The 15927-nt window shown below is 51.1% G+C and carries 16 protein-coding genes, 1 tRNA gene and 1 pseudogene; 12 read left to right on the top strand and 6 right to left on the bottom strand.

The window, feature by feature from the left end:
- Positions 1-327 precede the first annotated feature (327 nt).
- The 4 genes from EH198_RS18465 (at position 328) to EH198_RS18450 (ending at position 3070) form a co-directional block, all read left to right on the top strand.
- Positions 328-939, top strand: a complete 612-nt coding sequence (locus EH198_RS18465) for an RNA polymerase sigma factor (protein WP_124696993.1) — start codon at positions 328-330, stop codon at positions 937-939.
- Positions 936-1388 (top strand): zf-HC2 domain-containing protein, encoded by a 453-nt coding sequence (locus EH198_RS18460; RefSeq protein ID WP_185702967.1) that lies wholly within the window; start codon positions 936-938, stop codon positions 1386-1388. Before EH198_RS18465 ends, EH198_RS18460 begins: the two co-directional genes overlap by 4 nt.
- A 71-nt stretch (positions 1389-1459) precedes the next feature.
- Positions 1460-1960 carry a hypothetical protein gene (locus EH198_RS18455; protein WP_124696991.1) on the top strand — a complete coding sequence of 167 codons (501 nt, stop codon included), beginning with the start codon at positions 1460-1462 and terminating at the stop codon, positions 1958-1960.
- A gap of 18 nt (positions 1961-1978) precedes the next feature.
- The gene (locus EH198_RS18450; protein ID WP_124696990.1) at positions 1979-3070 is read left to right on the top strand and encodes a DUF4097 family beta strand repeat-containing protein; all 1092 of its coding nucleotides are present in this window, start codon (positions 1979-1981) and stop codon (positions 3068-3070) included.
- A gap of 69 nt (positions 3071-3139) precedes the next feature.
- Here the strand turns inward: EH198_RS18450 and EH198_RS18445 are convergent.
- Positions 3140-3436: pseudogene (locus EH198_RS18445) on the bottom strand (aldo/keto reductase); the annotation flags it as partial.
- A 196-nt stretch (positions 3437-3632) separates the two neighbouring features.
- Between EH198_RS18445 and leuB the strand changes: the two are divergent.
- From leuB to EH198_RS18425, 4 genes are all read left to right on the top strand, one after another.
- Positions 3633-4712 carry a 3-isopropylmalate dehydrogenase gene (gene leuB / locus EH198_RS18440; RefSeq protein ID WP_124696989.1) on the top strand — a complete coding sequence of 360 codons (1080 nt, stop codon included), beginning with the start codon at positions 3633-3635 and terminating at the stop codon, positions 4710-4712.
- A 211-nt stretch (positions 4713-4923) separates the two neighbouring features.
- Complete coding sequence (locus tag EH198_RS18435; RefSeq protein ID WP_124696988.1) at positions 4924-5463, top strand: peroxiredoxin; 540 nt, start codon at positions 4924-4926, stop codon at positions 5461-5463.
- A 228-nt stretch (positions 5464-5691) separates the two neighbouring features.
- Positions 5692-6099: a hypothetical protein gene (locus tag EH198_RS18430; RefSeq protein WP_124696987.1), complete on the top strand. Its 408-nt coding sequence runs from the start codon at positions 5692-5694 to the stop codon at positions 6097-6099.
- Positions 6100-6450: 351 nt separating this feature from the next.
- Positions 6451-7566, top strand: coding sequence for an ATP-binding protein (locus EH198_RS18425; protein WP_124696986.1), 1116 nt, complete (start codon positions 6451-6453; stop codon positions 7564-7566).
- 183 nt (positions 7567-7749) lie between these two features.
- Here EH198_RS18425 and EH198_RS24795 read toward each other — a convergent pair whose 3' ends face one another.
- The 4 genes from EH198_RS24795 to EH198_RS18410 form a co-directional block, all read right to left on the bottom strand.
- On the bottom strand, positions 7750-7899 hold the full coding sequence (locus EH198_RS24795) for a hypothetical protein (protein ID WP_185702966.1): 150 nt from the start codon (positions 7897-7899) through the stop codon (positions 7750-7752).
- Positions 7900-7975: 76 nt separating this feature from the next.
- Complete coding sequence (locus tag EH198_RS18420) at positions 7976-8191, bottom strand: FeoB-associated Cys-rich membrane protein (RefSeq protein ID WP_124697002.1); 216 nt, start codon at positions 8189-8191, stop codon at positions 7976-7978.
- 56 nt (positions 8192-8247) lie between these two features.
- Complete coding sequence (gene feoB, locus EH198_RS18415; RefSeq protein WP_124696985.1) at positions 8248-10260, bottom strand: ferrous iron transport protein B; 2013 nt, start codon at positions 10258-10260, stop codon at positions 8248-8250.
- A complete protein-coding gene (locus EH198_RS18410) occupies positions 10257-10502 on the bottom strand; it encodes a FeoA family protein (RefSeq protein ID WP_124696984.1) in 246 nt (81 codons plus the stop codon). The genes feoB and EH198_RS18410 overlap by 4 nt, the downstream gene beginning before the upstream one ends.
- A 367-nt stretch (positions 10503-10869) precedes the next feature.
- On the opposite strand from EH198_RS18410, the gene EH198_RS18405 reads away from it, so the two are divergent.
- Both EH198_RS18405 and EH198_RS18400 read left to right on the top strand, forming a co-directional pair.
- Positions 10870-12996: a putative bifunctional diguanylate cyclase/phosphodiesterase gene (locus EH198_RS18405; RefSeq protein ID WP_124696983.1), complete on the top strand. Its 2127-nt coding sequence runs from the start codon at positions 10870-10872 to the stop codon at positions 12994-12996.
- A gap of 56 nt (positions 12997-13052) precedes the next feature.
- Positions 13053-13126, top strand: a tRNA-Gly gene (locus tag EH198_RS18400).
- Between the two features lie 108 nt (positions 13127-13234).
- Here the strand turns inward: EH198_RS18400 and EH198_RS18395 are convergent.
- On the bottom strand, positions 13235-14614 hold the full coding sequence (locus tag EH198_RS18395; protein WP_124696982.1) for a dipeptidase: 1380 nt from the start codon (positions 14612-14614) through the stop codon (positions 13235-13237).
- 247 nt (positions 14615-14861) lie between these two features.
- Between EH198_RS18395 and EH198_RS18390 the strand changes: the two genes are divergently transcribed.
- Together EH198_RS18390 and EH198_RS24790 are read left to right on the top strand one after the other, a co-directional pair.
- Positions 14862-15479: an NUDIX hydrolase gene (locus tag EH198_RS18390; protein ID WP_124696981.1), complete on the top strand. Its 618-nt coding sequence runs from the start codon at positions 14862-14864 to the stop codon at positions 15477-15479.
- Between the two features lie 216 nt (positions 15480-15695).
- The gene (locus tag EH198_RS24790) at positions 15696-15851 is read left to right on the top strand and encodes a hypothetical protein (protein ID WP_185702965.1); all 156 of its coding nucleotides are present in this window, start codon (positions 15696-15698) and stop codon (positions 15849-15851) included.
- Positions 15852-15927 lie beyond the last annotated feature (76 nt).

Here is a 15927-nt window from a genome sequence, read left to right as displayed (position 1 = left end):
TTCGTATAACATCGGCGCACGGTACGTGTTGCGCAGTATACACAAAGCCATATCTGAAAAGATGTGGTTGTCCTTGGAGGCCAAAGACCCTTCACTGGCAAAACGAATGTATTGGACGTTGGCTTCCCTCATTCGGGTGCAACAGGCGTTGAGCCTTCAATCATGAAGCTCGCAAGCGTGTGCAACCCTGTATCGATGCCAACAGAAGCCCCCACTTCATGCGTAAGCTAAGTGGGGGAGAGTTCACCAGACAACTACATTAATTTGCTCCCAGTTTTTGGAATGAAAACCCAACTGAACGTTTGCCCAAAATCAGGTTATGATTAAATCAATAATTTTTGCAGGGGAAAGAAAGAGCCTGACGTCAAATGTAGTATAGAGGGGGAGGGGAGACAACTGGAAGAGGCGGAATGGATATCGGCCGTACTGAACGGCGAGCGTCAAGCTTTTGCGCATCTGGTGACGCGCTATCAGGGCATGGTATACCGGGTGTGCGTAAAAATAACGGGAGAACCCGAGTCGGCCAAAGATATGGCCCAGGAGGTATTCATCAAAGCCTACAAGGCGCTTCCCTCCTTCCGGGGCCAATCCTCATTCTCTACATGGTTGTACCGGATCGCCTACCGCACCTGTCTGGACTTCAAAAGAGCCAACGACAGAGAGTGGAAGCACCGCAGCACGGCGGATTACACGGAGAATGACTATGTGACTCTCCAAACGCCGGAGCATGCCGCGCTTCGCAAGGAGACCTCCGAAGAGCTTGGTGAAAGTGTGAACAGTCTGGCGGAACCGTACCGGTCGGTTGTGCAGCTGTACTACTTTAACAGGCAAACCTATCAGCAAATTGCGGAAGTGAAGGGCGTATCGGTAAAAACGGTCGAATCCCAGCTGTACCGCGCCAGACAGATCATGCGAAGAAAAGGGGAGAGATGGGAATGAAATGTTCAACAGTGATGGAATGGATTCCCCATTATATCGAAGGTCTTCTGTCTCCCGAAGCGGAGCGCGAAATGACGCGGCATATCGGAGCATGTCCCGGCTGCGCGCGGTGGCTGGAGGAAGCAAGGGCGATGGAGGAAATGTGGAAAGAGCTGGACGGAGATGTTGATCTGCGGCTGTCTTCCGGGATACCCGATCTTGTCCCTCCGGTGATGGCTGAAATCGAACGGCTGGAGGCTGCGCGGCAAAAGAATGACGCCGGACCCGTTACTTCCAGAAGACGGTTTGCGCTCCGAACCTCATGGATTCACTATGGCCTTGCCGCCTGTCTAACCTTTGTGCTGCTGGAGTTCGGCGTATTTGAACAGCTGGGCTACGGGCTAACGGAAATCAACGGCCATATGTCGAGCTCGGTCACCGAGCTGTTCGGCGCCCAAAGAACGCGCTAAGCGGATAGAAAGATAGATCCATATTTTGCAAGCGGAATGTCGGCAAAAACACATAATCAGGAGGACATCACATGATAAAAAAGAAACGCTGGCTCACCTTTATGCTGGCCATGGTTCCGGGTCTTGGACATTTGTATCTGGGCTTCAAAAAACAGGGAATGCAGTTTATGATCGGCGCGTTTGCCTGCATCATTTGCATCCCTTCCATCCCGCAGGTATTCCCGTTCGCGCTGGCGGCTCTGTGGTTCTATCAGCTGTTCGACGCGCTTCAAAAAGCGACATGGAATAAGCTTGCGGCCGCGGAACACGAGCGGTTGATGTATGAGCCGGAAGGCTTCGGCGCGCCCTGGCCGCCCCTTTCCATGCCCCCAATGCCCGATTATCCGAAGGATGACGTGAATCCGGTGCTGCTTGGAGGAGCCTGTGTCGCAGCGGGGATTATTCTGCTGATCATCACGATGTTCCCGGACTTGTGGCTGTTGCTCTCAGAATTAAATATCGGCACGATTTTGGTTTCGCTGGGCCTGATCGGTTACGGGCTGCATATGCTAAAAAAGAATACTAAAGCATAGAAACGGAGAATTAGGGTCATGGGAAGATGGAAGATCGGAAGTTTGACGGCGGCGCTCGGCTGTATTGCGCTCGGCGTCATCATTGCGCTGATTCAATACGGTAAGCTTACGTACGAGGCCATCGGGTATTTATGGCCGGCGCTGCTCATCCTGCTGGGGCTGGAAATGCTGATGCGTCTTCTGTATAGATCGGAGACCAAGACCCGGACCAGCGGCTTAGCAATCGTCCTGATTGTGCTGCTGGGACTCGTGAGCGGAGGACAATCGGCGCTTCCGGGAGGCTCGCTGGACAGCTTGCTGGGTAAAGCGCATCTAAGCTCCGTTAACGGAACGGTGCAAACCGGCACGAATATTAAGAAGGTCATTATTTCAATTCCAAACGGCAGGGTTAAGATCAACGGTATTGAAGGAAGCGCTCTGACTTACGAAGGCAAACTTCTGTCTCCGGGCAGCAGTCAGAGCGAAAGTGAACAGGCAATGAAAGAGAATTGGAAGGTAAGAACGGATGGCGACACGGTAGTGCTTGAAATGACTGCGGAAAAGAGCTTGTTTTCGGGTATTTACTTCGGTTTTTCCGGCAACAGTCCCTATCTCAATGTGAGTCTTCCTGCGGCGCTCGCAGTCAAGATCGACACAAGCGACGGTTCGCTGGATGTTTCGGACCTTGAAGGCGGAATCGAGGCCGACACCTCCAATGGCAGAATCGAAATGAGAGGCATTAAAGGAGGAGTCAAGGCCAGCACCAGTAACGGCTCGCTCAATCTGCAGAGCGTGGAGGGAGGAGCCCATATCACAAGCTCCAACGGCTCCATAACGCTTGAGAATATTGCCGGCCAAGTGTATGCCAAGAGCAGCAACGGTAAAATCGTCATTAAATCCCCCATCACGGGGAATTGGGATTGCGCTTCAAGCAACGGCAGCATCTCGCTGACGCTGCCTCAGGCGACCGATGCGACGATTGCGGCCGATACGAGCAACGGTTCGCTGAAAGGAAGCGTAAACTGGCAGGAGAAAAGCGGCGACCACGGATCGGCGGTGCTTGGAGGCGGGAATCATGCTGTAAAGCTGTCCACGACCAATGGCAGCGTGACCGCGGATATCGCGGAATAGCCTGAGACAAGAAGAAGCCGCAAGCCGCCGGAGGAATCCCGGCAGCTTGCGGCTATTGTTGTTCTTTGCTTACCAGGCGTATGCCTTGGGAGCGGCCCCTCCGGGGCCGGGAAAGATCTCGTCCAGCCGGGCCATAACGGAATCGTCCAGTGCGACTTCAAGGGAACGCAGGGAACTCTCGATCTGCTCGAGGGAGCGGGGGCCGATGATGGGTGCGGCAACGGCGGGATTGGCCAGCAGCCAGGCCAAGGCGACATTGTCCTGCGGTTCGCCAAGTTCCAGACATAGCTTGGCGAACTGTTCCAGCTGATCCTGGTGCCGTTCGACGCGTTCGGCATTGCCGCCGCTGCGGGTGCCTGCAATTTTTATGGGCACCCGGCTATGTATTCTGGCGCTGAACCTGCCGTAGTATTGTGTTTCCGTCTGACTCTATTCCGGCTTATAGGCGGTGCCTATTAATTGATAGATTCCATATCTTTGTCCTTTTGACCTCGTTATGTTACAACAATATACAGAAGAACTATGTCCGCGTGGTGCGGATCAACTTGAGGAGTGACGAAGAATGAGCGAAGTTAAAAAAATCGCCGTAATCGCAGGGGACGGTATCGGGCCCGAAGTTGTGGCGGAAGCGGAAAAAGTATTAAAAGTAACCGAGGAGGTATTCGGCTACAAATTCGAGACCGAGCATGCGCTGTTCGGCGGCATCGCGATCGACGAGAAGGGTACTCCACTGCCTACGGAAACGCTTGACATCTGCAAGAGCGCGGATGCCGTGCTGCTGGGCGCCGTAGGCGGTCCCAAATGGGACACCAACCCGAAAGAGCTGCGTCCGGAAACCGGGCTTCTGGGCATCCGCAAAGCGCTGGGCCTGTTCTCGAATCTGCGTCCCGCAGTCGTATTCGACTGTCTGAAGGACGCCTCCACGCTGAAACCGGAAGTGCTTGAAGGAACAGACCTGATCGTCGTTCGCGAATTGACCGGAGGTATTTATTTCGGTGAGAAGTTCCGCCGTCAAAGCGAGCAAGGGGAAGAAGCGGTCGACACCTGCGCATACAATGTGACCGAAGTGGAGCGCATCGCTCGCCAGGCGTTTGAAATTGCCGCCAAGCGCCGGGGCAAGCTGGCTTCCGTCGATAAAGCGAACGTGCTGGAAACTTCCCGTCTCTGGCGTGAAGTGGTGATCCGGGTTTCGGCCGATTATCCGAACGTGGAACTGGAGCATGTGCTGGTCGATAACTGCGCCATGCAGCTTCTTCGCCGCCCGTCCAGCTTCGACGTCATCGTGACCGAGAACATGTTCGGCGACATTTTGAGCGACGAAGCCGCTATGCTGACAGGTTCCATCGGCATGCTTGCCTCCGCTTCGCTCGGTGAAGGAAGCTACGGCCTTTACGAGCCGGTCCATGGCTCTGCGCCGGATATCGCAGGACAAGGCCTGGCCAATCCGATTGCTACGATTCTCTCGCTGGCACTGATGTTCCGCATGACCTTCGGCTACGAAGACGCGGCAGCCGCAATCGAAGCCGCTGTGGCGCAGGTGCTTGATGCCGGGCACCGTACCAGCGATATCGCCGTGGACAAGAGCAAGGCGATCAGCACGAGCGAAATGGGCGACCTGATCGTTGCAGCTATCCGGAAATAAGAAAACGTCACACAATTTTGCTTATTTATAATAATTATAAAAAAATAATCACTGTAATCTTGACTTTGATTTTGTGCGGTGATACCATTTGGTTTGTAGCAGCAAAAACGTAACCAAATCCAATCATAACCAAGAAAGACACTGCCTCTTCACCTGATTTCAGAGGGATGGCCGCTTGTTTTTCTTACATAATCAAAGGAGGATTTTCCCAATGGCAGAACGTTTGGTAGGTAAATTGGCTCCGGATTTCACAATGGAAACCGTATCCGGGGATGGCAAAGAATTTGGCAAAGTCAGTTTGTCCGACTATCGCGGCAAATGGCTGGTATTTTTCTTCTATCCGCTGGATTTCACTTTCGTGTGCCCGACTGAAATTACGGCGCTCAGCGATGCGGCCGATCAATTCACGGCGCTTGATACCGAAATCCTTGGCGTGAGCATCGATTCCGTGCACAGCCATAAAGCTTGGATCAATGCTTCGAAAGACGCTAATGGTCTTGGTCAGCTGAATTTCCCGCTTGCTTCCGACATTACGAAGAAGGTTGCCAGCGATTACGGCGTGCTGATCGAAGAAGAAGGCATCGCTCTTCGCGGTCTCTTCATCATCGATCCGGAAGGGGAACTGAAATACCAAGTCGTCAACCACAATGATGTGGGCCGCAGCGTGGAAGAGACCTTGCGCGTGCTGCAGGCGCTGCAATCGGGCGGATTGTGCCCTATGAACTGGAAACCGGGCGATAAGAACCTGTAAGCTGTAAGGCTTCCACTTTTTGTCCTTTGAAATGCTGATTAAAGCCTCCTTCCGGATGTTTATCCGGTCAAGGGGGTTTTTTGCAACAAAACGGCCGTCTTTTGCCTCAATATGTTTGAAAATGGGCGTAAAGGTTAATATAAACCTTAAATCAGCAGGAATCGCCGGCAAGCGTGTATAATACAATAATACGAAATCATTGGAATGACCTGAGGAGGGTGAACAATCATGAGTTTTTGCTGTGGAGCGAGTATGGTAGGTACCAAGGGGACACTGAAGCATTATCGCACGCAAGTCCATAATGTTCCCCTGCTCTTTTGCCCGGTATGTCACCGGGTTGAAGTTCATTACAAGGTCGAGAATGAGTATGAAATCTTGGCGGAATATGCGCACGGCGACGGCGTTACCGACGTGGATTTCCAGGATTATGTGATGGAGGACGAAGAGTCCATTTTTGAAAATGTCGTCAATATGGAAAGTGAAGATGCTTTGGCCATTATTCGCAACCAAATCGATATGGCGCTTGACTTGCTGGCCGTAGCCAAGCAGATTGAAGACGTCAAGTGGGAGAGAGAGCTGAAGAAGAGGCTCGCCGTTATGAGCCAGCGACGTCACCGTCTTCAACAAAAAGCGTAGAGGCATGCAGTATATATTGACTTCATAAGAAAGGCCTCTGCGATTGCGGGGGTTATTTTTTTGGAGAAAAAGTAAGGGATGTTTCCTTTGGCCTGTTCAAGAGCGGCACTAAAGTATCATTTTATGTTTTTTTTGCCATTCGACAGTATCTCCGGTTGCTTTGGTTACTCTTCTTGGATATGATTGGAATATAGTTAAACGCTTGGATAACTGAATATTATAGCGATTGCCGAATGTTCTTGCGGCTTCATTGCATATACTGAAATGATAGCGTAATTTGATGTCGCAGAACTGCCCGTTAATTTTGTAGTCCTGCTTCGTCAATTTCAGTTGAAGGGGGAACTTCACATCGTGTTACACGAAATTCAGGAAAGCCGGCTTCTGCCGGAGCGGCCTTTCCAAGCCGGGCTTCTGGACAGTACATATGAGAATGTTCTGGAGCATATGGACAGTGGCGTCATGCTGTTTGATGAAGAGGGTTTCCTTACCTTCCTTAATGCAAGAGCATACGGAATGCTTGAACTCCAGCGCTATGAACTATCAGGATGCTCAATCGTCGAATTATTAACGCATCTTTCTTTGGCCCGCACCAAAAAGAGACAACTGCTGAAAGTCTATCGGGAGACGGTATGCAAAGGAAAATCGATGTGTGAATTAATGGATGAATACGGCCGGTATTGGGAAGTGAACGCATCTTACGGAGTGGATATGAACGGCAGTTACCTATTTACTATCAAGGAAGTTTCCGATTATAAAAGAATAGAACAGACCGCCTACCAAAATGACAATCTGGCCATGCTTGGCAAATTATCAGCCTCAATCGCCCATGAAATCCGCAATCCGTTGACCGCTATCCGCGGATTTATCCAGCTGCTTCGCCCGCATCTCCAGGGGTTGGGGAAAGAGGAATACGCCAAAATTATATTAGCCGAGATTGACCGGGCAAATGATATTATTCATGAATTTCTGTCCTCGTCCAAGCCTTCCTCTCCGCAAACCAGAATCGCTTCCATTTCCGCCTTATTGAAGGAAGTTATACTGCTGACAGAAAGTGAAGTCTTGATGAAGGGCTGCCAGATTGATCTTCAATCCTTGGCCAACGACTTGTATGTTTCCGTCGATGTGAAGCAGATGAAACAGGTTCTGATCAATATGATACGAAACGCCCTTGAGGCCGTATCCGACCGTTTAGACGGTTCCACAGGGAGAATTGAGTTGGGTGCGCGCAAAGAGGGCAGTGAGGTACGGATATTAATCTCCGACAACGGCAAGGGTATGGATGCATGCACCATGAACCGCCTGTTCAACCAGTTCTTCACCACCAAGGAGAACGGAACGGGGCTTGGGCTTTCGGTAAGCGACCGGATCGTCAAGAACCACGGGGGACGGATTTCTGTCACAAGCCGGGTTAATGAAGGGACCAGCTTTGTGATATCGCTTCCACTAATCACGGGTTTTACCGCATAGCAGGAAAGAGTGAACTCCTTCAGGCCCCTAATTTGTAGGCGGGAGCCTTGCAAGCGAGTGATTGCGGCTATTTGAAATGGGGATTCAGGGGACACCAACACAAACAGACCGGCCAAGTGGATAGCCTTGGCCGGTCTGTTTGTGTTTACGTATGAATAATTAGCGGGATGAACGTCCGATCGGTCATAGTGGGTTGCCGGTAGATCTTTTAGCTTTGACTTGATTGCTGAAAGATTGGAAGCCGCTCATGAGCTTGTCGCGCGCGTCCTTGTTCTTGAGCAGATAAGCAGCGCCTAACGCCAATGTGGTAAACAATGTCTTCTTCGTATTCATTAGGATTACCTCCCCGGAATAGTCTGGATGCGGTTGCTTATAACAAACATACCCGCCCATCCGGGAATTCAAACACTTACATTCCGGCTTGGCTGCTGTGCTGCATTGCTGAAGGCGGAACATTGTTATCCCCGGTGCCGCAGCAGGAGAGAGGAGAGTTCAGGGAAGCGGCCGAGCAGCTCTTGCCTTTGTCGCACCCGGCGCAGGCTCCTTTTTTCCCTTTTTGCACATGGCGGTAAAGAATCCATCCGGAATATCCAAAGATAGCGGCAGCGATCAAGATGTTGATCAATAGGCTAATCATGAGAGTTTCCTCGCTTTCCTCTATTTAGGTCTTTACGCTTCGGGTTAGGCCCATCCAAGGAGCCGTCCGCCTTGATAGATAACTAGACTCACAACGTAGGCAAGAGCAACGGCATAGCCGATGGAGAAGAGGGTCCACTTCCAAGAAGCCGTTTCTTTCTTGATTACGCCCACCGTAGCCAGACAAGGTGTATACAGCAGGATAAAGGCCATAAAGCTAACCGAGCTGAGCGGCGTGAACGTTTGGGCAATCTGCGCTTGCAGTCCGGCGGTTTCCGGTGCGTGGTAAATAATGTTCATGGTCGAAACGACAACCTCTTTGGCCAGGAAGCCCGGAACGAGCGTCGAACCCGCCTGCCAGTTGCCGAAACCGAGCGGCTGAAGCAGCGGAGCCACAAGACCGCCGAATTTGGCGAGAAAGCTGTTATTCATGTCCACGTTGAATCCGGTAGGTCCGGCATAAGACATAACCCAGATAATCACAGAGCCGGCGAGGATGATCGAACCCGCTTTGCGCAGGAAGCCTTTGCCCTTCTCCCATGTGTTTCGGGACAGCGATTTAAGCTGCGGCATCCGGTACGGTGGAAGCTCAATGACGAATACCGAGGACTCGTTCTTGAACAAATATTTCGAGAAAATCTTGCACAGCAGCAGCGCAAACACTATGCCCAAAGCATACATCGTCATGATGACGGCTGCCTGGTTTTGCGGGAAGAAGACGGCGGCGAACAACAGGTATACCGGCAGTCTCGCCGAGCAGGACATAAGCGGAAGCAGCAGGGTGGTCAGCATCCGGTCCTTGGGCTGTTCGATGCTTCGCGCGGCCATAATGGCAGGCACGTTGCAGCCGAAGCCGATGATGAACGGAATAAAAGCTTTGCCGTTCAGTCCCATCCGTTCCATAATGCTGTCCATAACCAGGCTGACACGAGCCATGTACCCGGAATCCTCCACGAAGGAAATAATAAGGAACAGAATGAATATTTGCGGGACAAAGACGATAACTCCGCCAACGCCGCCGATAATGCCGTCAACGATTAACGCGTGAATGAACTCGGAAGCCCCGACGGTATCCAGGAAAGAAGTTGTGCCGCTGCTGATCGGGCCGGAAATCAGACCATCGAGCAAGTCCGAAAGCGGAGCGCCAACCCATTCAAAAGTCGTTTTGAACAGCACATACATGAACGCAAGGAATAGGGGCAGCCCGAGAAAGCGGTTCGTAAGTATGGAGTCAAGCCGTTCCGTCAAGTTATGGGGTTTAATGCCCGATGTGTCCAGAGCGTCTTTGCAAATCGAGCGGATGTAATCGGTTCGGATAGAGCGGATCCATTGCGGAAGGGTAAGTGCCAATTTTTTGTTCTGAAGCTCGTTTTGACAATTTTCACGGATAGCCAGCAATTGATTTATATCGGTTCGATCCTTGAGGAATTGCATAATAACCGGATTTTGCTCTAAAAACTGCAGGGCGACCCAGCGATGATCGGGAAGATCGGCAATGTGACTAAGTTCCTGTTCAATGGAGGAAACAGCTTGTTCGACAATAATTCCATAATCAAGCTTGAAGGTTACAGCCGGGATATTTGCGGAATTCTCCAGCATGCTCAGCACCTGGGAGGTGCCTTTGCCCGTTCTTGCAACCAGCGGCAGCACGTTAATACCAAGCCTGGTTTGCAAAACATCCGGATGAACCTTGATGCCTCTTGCTTTAGCGACGTCGATCATGTTCAAACCGATGACGGTCGGCCTGCCGTACTCCAGCAGTTGGACGGTCAGCAGAAGATTCCGTTCAAGCTGAGAAGCGTCTACGATGTTGACTAGGGCTTCCGGAGATTCTTCAAGAAGGTATTGGGTGGCTACGCCTTCGTCGCGTGAAAGCGGGTGAAGGGAGTAAATGCCGGGAAGGTCGATCAGTGTGCCTGCGCCGTTTTTCAGGTCGCCGACTTTTTTCTCAACTGTAACGCCTGCCCAGTTCCCTACATATTCATAAGAAGAAGTCAGTGTATTAAAAAGGGACGTCTTTCCGGTATTGGGGTTTCCAAGAAGTGCGATCGAACTCATGACACGTTCACCACGATTTTCGAAGCCTCTTTCCGGCGGATGGCCAGCAATTGCCCATTACATTCCAACATGACAGGTCCAAGGAAAGGTCCTTTTCCTTTAAGACAGACGGTGCAACCTTCCGAAACTCCCAAATCGGCCAAGCGGCGGCGCAGGATAGGGTTCATATCTTGAATCTCTTGAATGGCGCCGGCGGAACCCGGTTGCAGTTGCAGTAAGTGACAACAAGCTGATGCAATCATTTTAATCCCTCCGGTGGAGACTGATAATCAATCTCATTTGTTTTTAGTAATTTAGCATTTTTTCCACCGCTTTTCAATGATTTAAATCACAAAAGTTGATTGTGTAGAAGATCCGGAAACAAGATCATCCATAAACGGATGCTTTTTCTTGTGCATAAATAAATCTAGTTACTTGAGGAAAATAGACATATTCTTCTCCACATTTTCGTAAATACGTACTATTTTGCTGATTTCTTTGGAATTGTAAGATATTTTCCTTAAATAATGTCGATATAACACTGTAACTTTACAACCCTATCCAGCCGATATTTATATGGAGGATAAAAAGTTTTATGATTGAAAGAGAATAATTAGACGCGAGGGACCTATGAATAGAGAAGAGAAAAAAACGGTACTTGCAGCAGTCTGCGGCGCGGCGCTTTTTCTGCTGGTCCAAACCTTGCACATCACGCTTGAAGGCACTGTTGAGCGAAATACGCTATCTACTCTGTATCTCATTGCCAGTTGGTGCACCAGTGCCTTTGGGTTTGCCATTTTTGCCCAAGGTTGGCTGCTTTTCTCCAATCAATTATCAAGAGGGAGGCTTTACTCGTCCGCGCTTTTTCTGGGAGTTTGCGTATTTGACCTTTTGCATACGTTCGGTTTTGTGGGAGTTCCGTTTATCAAGAGCATTATAAGTGAGGACAGATCGCTTTGGCTACTGTCTTTCTCGCGGCTGGCGAGCAGTATCGGCATTCTTTCGATTTTTGGGAAGGAAGACTCCCCGGTGCTTGTCTCGGGCAAAAACAGCGTCCTGCGGAAATCGATTCTATTGGTTGCACTGTCAGTGGTTATATTCTCGGCCGGTTGCTATTTCCTCCCCGGGGTTATTAGTCCCGAAAAAGCGGATTCCGCCAGGAAACTGCTGAATTTCCTTGTGCTGCTGATTTATCTGCTGGCCATCGCCGTCATCGTGTATCCGAAACGCGCGGAGAAGTCGTCCTCTCTGCTGATTATTATCAGGTCGCTCGTATTTTTGGCTCTGGGGCAGGCGTTCTATATTAACGTGGGCTACGACAGGAATATCGATTTGCTGTTCGGTGCGGTAAGCAGCGGGGTCGCCTATTATTTGCTGCTTACCGGCGTATACAGACTGACGATTGAGGAGCCGTTTTATGAAAAGCAGGAGATCGAAGAGCAGATCAATTATTTGGCGTATCATGACGATTTGACCGGGCTGCCGAACAGACGCCGGCTTCTGCAATATGTCGAAGAAGTGATCGAGTCCCATAGATCCTCCGCCATTCGCGGTTTCTCAGCGCTTGCCGTCCTCAATATCAATCATTTCAAGAATATAAATGATTCGCTCGGTCATCTTGCCGGAGACCATCTGCTGCAGCTGGTGGCTCAGCGGATTAAAGAAGCAGGCCGGCACGGCGAGGAATTATTCAGTATGGGGGGAGACGTGTTCGCTTATCTGATGACGGACAGAGTCGGCCTGGAAAGCTGCCTTCTCCGTTCCAGAGAGCTGCTACAGCTGTTCGAGAAGCCGATCGATCTGGAGTCGGGCGAGTACCATATATCGCTTAGCCTCGGCATCAGCGTGTATCCCGGTGACGGAGAGACGGCAGAGCAGCTCCTTCAGAACGCGGATGCCGCCGTTCATAATGCCAAGGAACAGGGCGTGGACATCCGCCGGTACGTGCCGCTAATGCAGATGAAGGCAAAGGAAAGGTTAAAGCTGGAGAACGATCTTCGGCGAGCGCTGGAGCGGGACGAATTCTTCCTTGTATACCAGCCGCAGGTTCAATTGTCCACCAAGGAGCTGGTAGGGATGGAGGCGCTGCTGCGCTGGCAGCATCCGAAACGCGGACTCGTGTCTCCGGCCGAATTCATTCCCATTGCCGAGGAGAGCGGTCTGATCGTTCCGATCGGGGAGTGGGTGCTTACAACCGCATGCCGGCAGAACAAGGAATGGCAGAACGCGGGATACCGTCCGATTTGCGTCTCGGTCAATTTGTCTATGCGGCAATTTCTCCAGCCGAACCTGGCAGGCAAGATCGCAGAATTTTTAAAGCGGATCGGTCTCGATCCGTGTTATGTGGACCTTGAAATTACGGAAAGCATGACGCTTGACAAAGAAAAAGCCTTCGAACAACTAAAGCGGCTTAAGGACCTCGGCGTATTTATCAGCATTGACGATTTCGGAACAGGATACAGCTCGCTGCATTATTTGAAGAATATGCCGATCGACCGGCTTAAAATCGACCGTTCCTTCGTCGCGGAGGTTATGGAGGACAGTAACAATGCCGCCATTGTCTCCACAATCACTTCTATGGCGCATCATTTGAAGCTGAAGGTGACGGCCGAGGGAGTGGAGAACGAAGATCAGCTGCAATTCTTGCGCCAGCAGCGCTGCCATGAGGCCCAGGGTTACTTCTTCAGCAAACCGATCAAGGCGCAGGAGTTTGAAAATATCTTCCTGAAACCTACCATTTTCGGATTGCCTTCCTGATTAAGAATTGCCTTATTCGAGTATAAGTGTTAAAATGTTATATGTTCATGAAAAACGCGGGTGTAGTTCAATGGTAGAACTTCAGCCTTCCAAGCTGATAGCGTGGGTTCGATTCCCATCACCCGCTCCAATATTGAAATGTTCAAACCCTTGCAGAGCAAGGGTTTTTTAGTTTTTTCCGGGTTAAAAAGGCTCTTCGCTATCTCCAGCGAAGAGCCTTTTGCCATATGAGTCTGTTTCAATTTGCAGCCGAACCAACCGTTCCGGCTGATTTCAAAAATTCCACGATCGTCAGCAGGCCCTTGTCGAAGTTCTCCAGATTGAAGTGCTCGTCGGGCGCGTGCAGATTCTCGTCGTCCAGTCCGAAGCCCATCAGAACGACCGGCGACTTCAGGATGCGGGAGAAGCTTTCCATGATCGGGATGGAGCCGCCGTCCTTGGTGAACAGGGCGCGTGTGCCGTAGACTTTGCCGTAAGCGTCCGCTGCCAGTTGAAGGAAGGCGTTCGACGGATCGATGTTGAAGGCGAAAGCCTTCTCAATCTGTCGTACATGGAGCTTCGCCCCCGGCTGAATATGCGATTTCAGATGGGCTTCAATCGCGTCGAGAATATGCTGGGGATTCTGGTCCCCGACCAGACGGCAGGTGATTTTGGCATGGGCCTCTTTCGGGATAACCGTCTTCGTGCCTTCGCCCTGGAAGCCGCCGTAAACGCCGTTAAGCTCAAGCGTTGGCCGGGCTCCGACGCGTTCGACAAATGTATAGCCTTCTTCGCCGTAGAGTGCGGACAGTCCGAGTCCCTCCCGGATCTTCTCTTCGTCGAGGCCCTGCTTGGCGAATTCTTCGCGCATCAGCGGAGACAGGTCAGGAACGCCTTTATAGAAGCCGTCCACGGCGACGCGGCCTTTATCGTCATGCAGCGACGCCAGCAGGGAGACGAGAGCGTGCAGCGCATTGGGAACGGCGCCGCCGTAAGAGCCCGAGTGCAAATCCGTGGCAGCGGTCGTAACGCCGACTTCCATCGAGCAAAGGCCCCGGAGTCCGGTGCAAATGGCCGGTCTTCCTCGTTCCAGAAGCGAGGTGTCGGAGACAAGCACGGCGTCCGCCGCCAGCATGTCTTTATGAGCTTCCAGGAAAGAAGTAAGATGAACGCTGCCGATCTCCTCCTCGCCTTCAATGCACAGCTTAATGTTAACCGGCAGAGTGCCCTCCTGCTTCAATACCGCTTCCAGCGCCTTGATATGCATGAAGACCTGGCCTTTATCGTCGGTTGCTCCGCGGGCGTACAGCTTGCCGTCTCTGATATTCGGCTCGAACGGCGGAGTCGTCCAAAGATTCAGCGGATCAACCGGCTGGACGTCATAGTGTCCGTAGACAAGCAGAGTCGGCTTGCCCGGTGCATGCAGATAGTCCGCGTAGACAACGGGATGACCGTCGGTCGGGTGAATTTCGATATGTTCGAGTCCCGCTTTCTTCAGCGTATCCGCGAGCCACTGAGCCGCTGCCAATACATCCTTCTTATGCTCTGACAATGCGGAAATGCTGGGGATCTTAAGCCATTCGTTCAGCTCGTTCAAGTGTTCGTCCCGGCGGGATTCAAAATAGGCTGCGTAAGTCATGATTATGTACCTCCTGGATTTACGGGGTCGCAAGCCTGCGGCTTGTGACGGATGCGCCGAAACGAATTCGCCGCTCCATAGACATTATTATACTGGAATAAACCCCGCACAATCAAAATCGCGCTTGCCGACGCAAAATCATACATTTGCAGCCAAGTTGTTTCACGCGCTGCAGCCATGATAGACTAGGTACAACTAAAGAGTGCAGGAACGGATTAGACGGAGACCGGAAAGGAGCAGGGATAACATGGAGGAAAAATGGCTGACTTGGGCCAAGGAGATTCAAGCGATCGCCCAGACGGGGCTGGAGTATGCGAAGGATGTATACGACATTGAGCGGTATGAGATGCTTCGGGAGCTGAGCGTGGATATTATGGCCAACTACACTTTCGAAAGCAGGGAGACAATCAGAATGTCCTTCGCGGGCGACAAGGGCTACAGTACGCCGAAGGTCGATATTCGGGGCGTCGTATTCCGGGAAGACCGGATTCTGATGGTCCGCGAAAAAATCGACGGTAAATGGTCGCTGCCCGGAGGGTGGGCCGACATCGGTTATTCGCCGAGCGAAGTTGCCGTCAAGGAGATCCGCGAAGAATCGGGGTTCACGGCAAGAGCGGTGCGCTTGCTCGGCGTGCTGGACAAGAAATTCCACGGTCATCCGCCGGACCCTTATCATATCTACAAGCTGTTTATTTTATGCGAGATTGTCGGCGGAGAGGCGGCAGGGGGGCTCGAGACGAGCGAAGTCGGTTTTTTCAAGGAGGAAGAACTTCCGGACCTGTCGGTGGGGCGGAATACGGAGAAACAGATTCGTACGATGTTTGAATTTTTGCGGCACCCGGATAAGGCGATTATCTTGGATTAGGATCGTATACAAAAAATACATAATTGAAAATGAATTTTTTTGTTTAAAAAATTGCCAAAATCGTTTAAAATATGTTTATGAAAGTGCTTACATTAGAAGTATGCCCGCTGAGTCTTTTTGGCTATAATGAATTTACCCGAGACAAAAAAATTTTAGGTCCGGCGGTCTAAATTTTTTCCTCTTTTGTGACGATAAGATTAGGTAGGAGGGGATCGCATGGAAAAACATGAGAATTTGAGATTGCCGCTGAAGCAGGAAAGTGTCAAAGTTCACACCGAAGGCCACTTCTCGGCAGGACTTTTGTGGGGGATTCTGATCAGCATCCCGTTATGGATTTCGTTAATCGGCTGGTTTATGAGCTTTACTAGATAATTCAGGGACCGCTTATATATAGATCATAGGACAAAAGAATGAAATAAGGCCGCCTCTTCGCCAAGAAGAAGCGGCT

This window comes from Paenibacillus rhizophilus (genome assembly GCF_003854965.1).
Taxonomy (GTDB): Bacteria; Bacillota; Bacilli; order Paenibacillales; family Paenibacillaceae; genus Paenibacillus_AQ; species Paenibacillus_AQ rhizophilus.
This window is presented reverse-complemented; position numbering and strand designations above follow the sequence as displayed.

What these genes read in the sequence shown, in the direction of transcription:
- feoB (WP_124696985.1), bottom strand. Translation starts at nt 10,260, where the DNA reads ATGAGTTCGATCGCACTTCTTGGAAACCCCAATACCGGAAAGACGTCC.
- EH198_RS18460 (WP_185702967.1), top strand. Translation starts at nt 936, where the DNA reads ATGAAATGTTCAACAGTGATGGAATGGATTCCCCATTATATCGAAGGT.
- EH198_RS18435 (WP_124696988.1), top strand. Translation starts at nt 4,924, where the DNA reads ATGGCAGAACGTTTGGTAGGTAAATTGGCTCCGGATTTCACAATGGAA.
- EH198_RS18450 (WP_124696990.1), top strand. Translation starts at nt 1,979, where the DNA reads ATGGGAAGATGGAAGATCGGAAGTTTGACGGCGGCGCTCGGCTGTATT.
- EH198_RS24795 (WP_185702966.1), bottom strand. Translation starts at nt 7,899, where the DNA reads ATGAATACGAAGAAGACATTGTTTACCACATTGGCGTTAGGCGCTGCT.
- EH198_RS18455 (WP_124696991.1), top strand. Translation starts at nt 1,460, where the DNA reads ATGATAAAAAAGAAACGCTGGCTCACCTTTATGCTGGCCATGGTTCCG.
- EH198_RS18410 (WP_124696984.1), bottom strand. Translation starts at nt 10,502, where the DNA reads ATGATTGCATCAGCTTGTTGTCACTTACTGCAACTGCAACCGGGTTCC.
- EH198_RS18430 (WP_124696987.1), top strand. Translation starts at nt 5,692, where the DNA reads ATGAGTTTTTGCTGTGGAGCGAGTATGGTAGGTACCAAGGGGACACTG.
- EH198_RS24790 (WP_185702965.1), top strand. Translation starts at nt 15,696, where the DNA reads ATGGAAAAACATGAGAATTTGAGATTGCCGCTGAAGCAGGAAAGTGTC.
- leuB (WP_124696989.1), top strand. Translation starts at nt 3,633, where the DNA reads ATGAGCGAAGTTAAAAAAATCGCCGTAATCGCAGGGGACGGTATCGGG.
- EH198_RS18395 (WP_124696982.1), bottom strand. Translation starts at nt 14,614, where the DNA reads ATGACTTACGCAGCCTATTTTGAATCCCGCCGGGACGAACACTTGAAC.
- EH198_RS18390 (WP_124696981.1), top strand. Translation starts at nt 14,862, where the DNA reads ATGGAGGAAAAATGGCTGACTTGGGCCAAGGAGATTCAAGCGATCGCC.
- EH198_RS18405 (WP_124696983.1), top strand. Translation starts at nt 10,870, where the DNA reads ATGAATAGAGAAGAGAAAAAAACGGTACTTGCAGCAGTCTGCGGCGCG.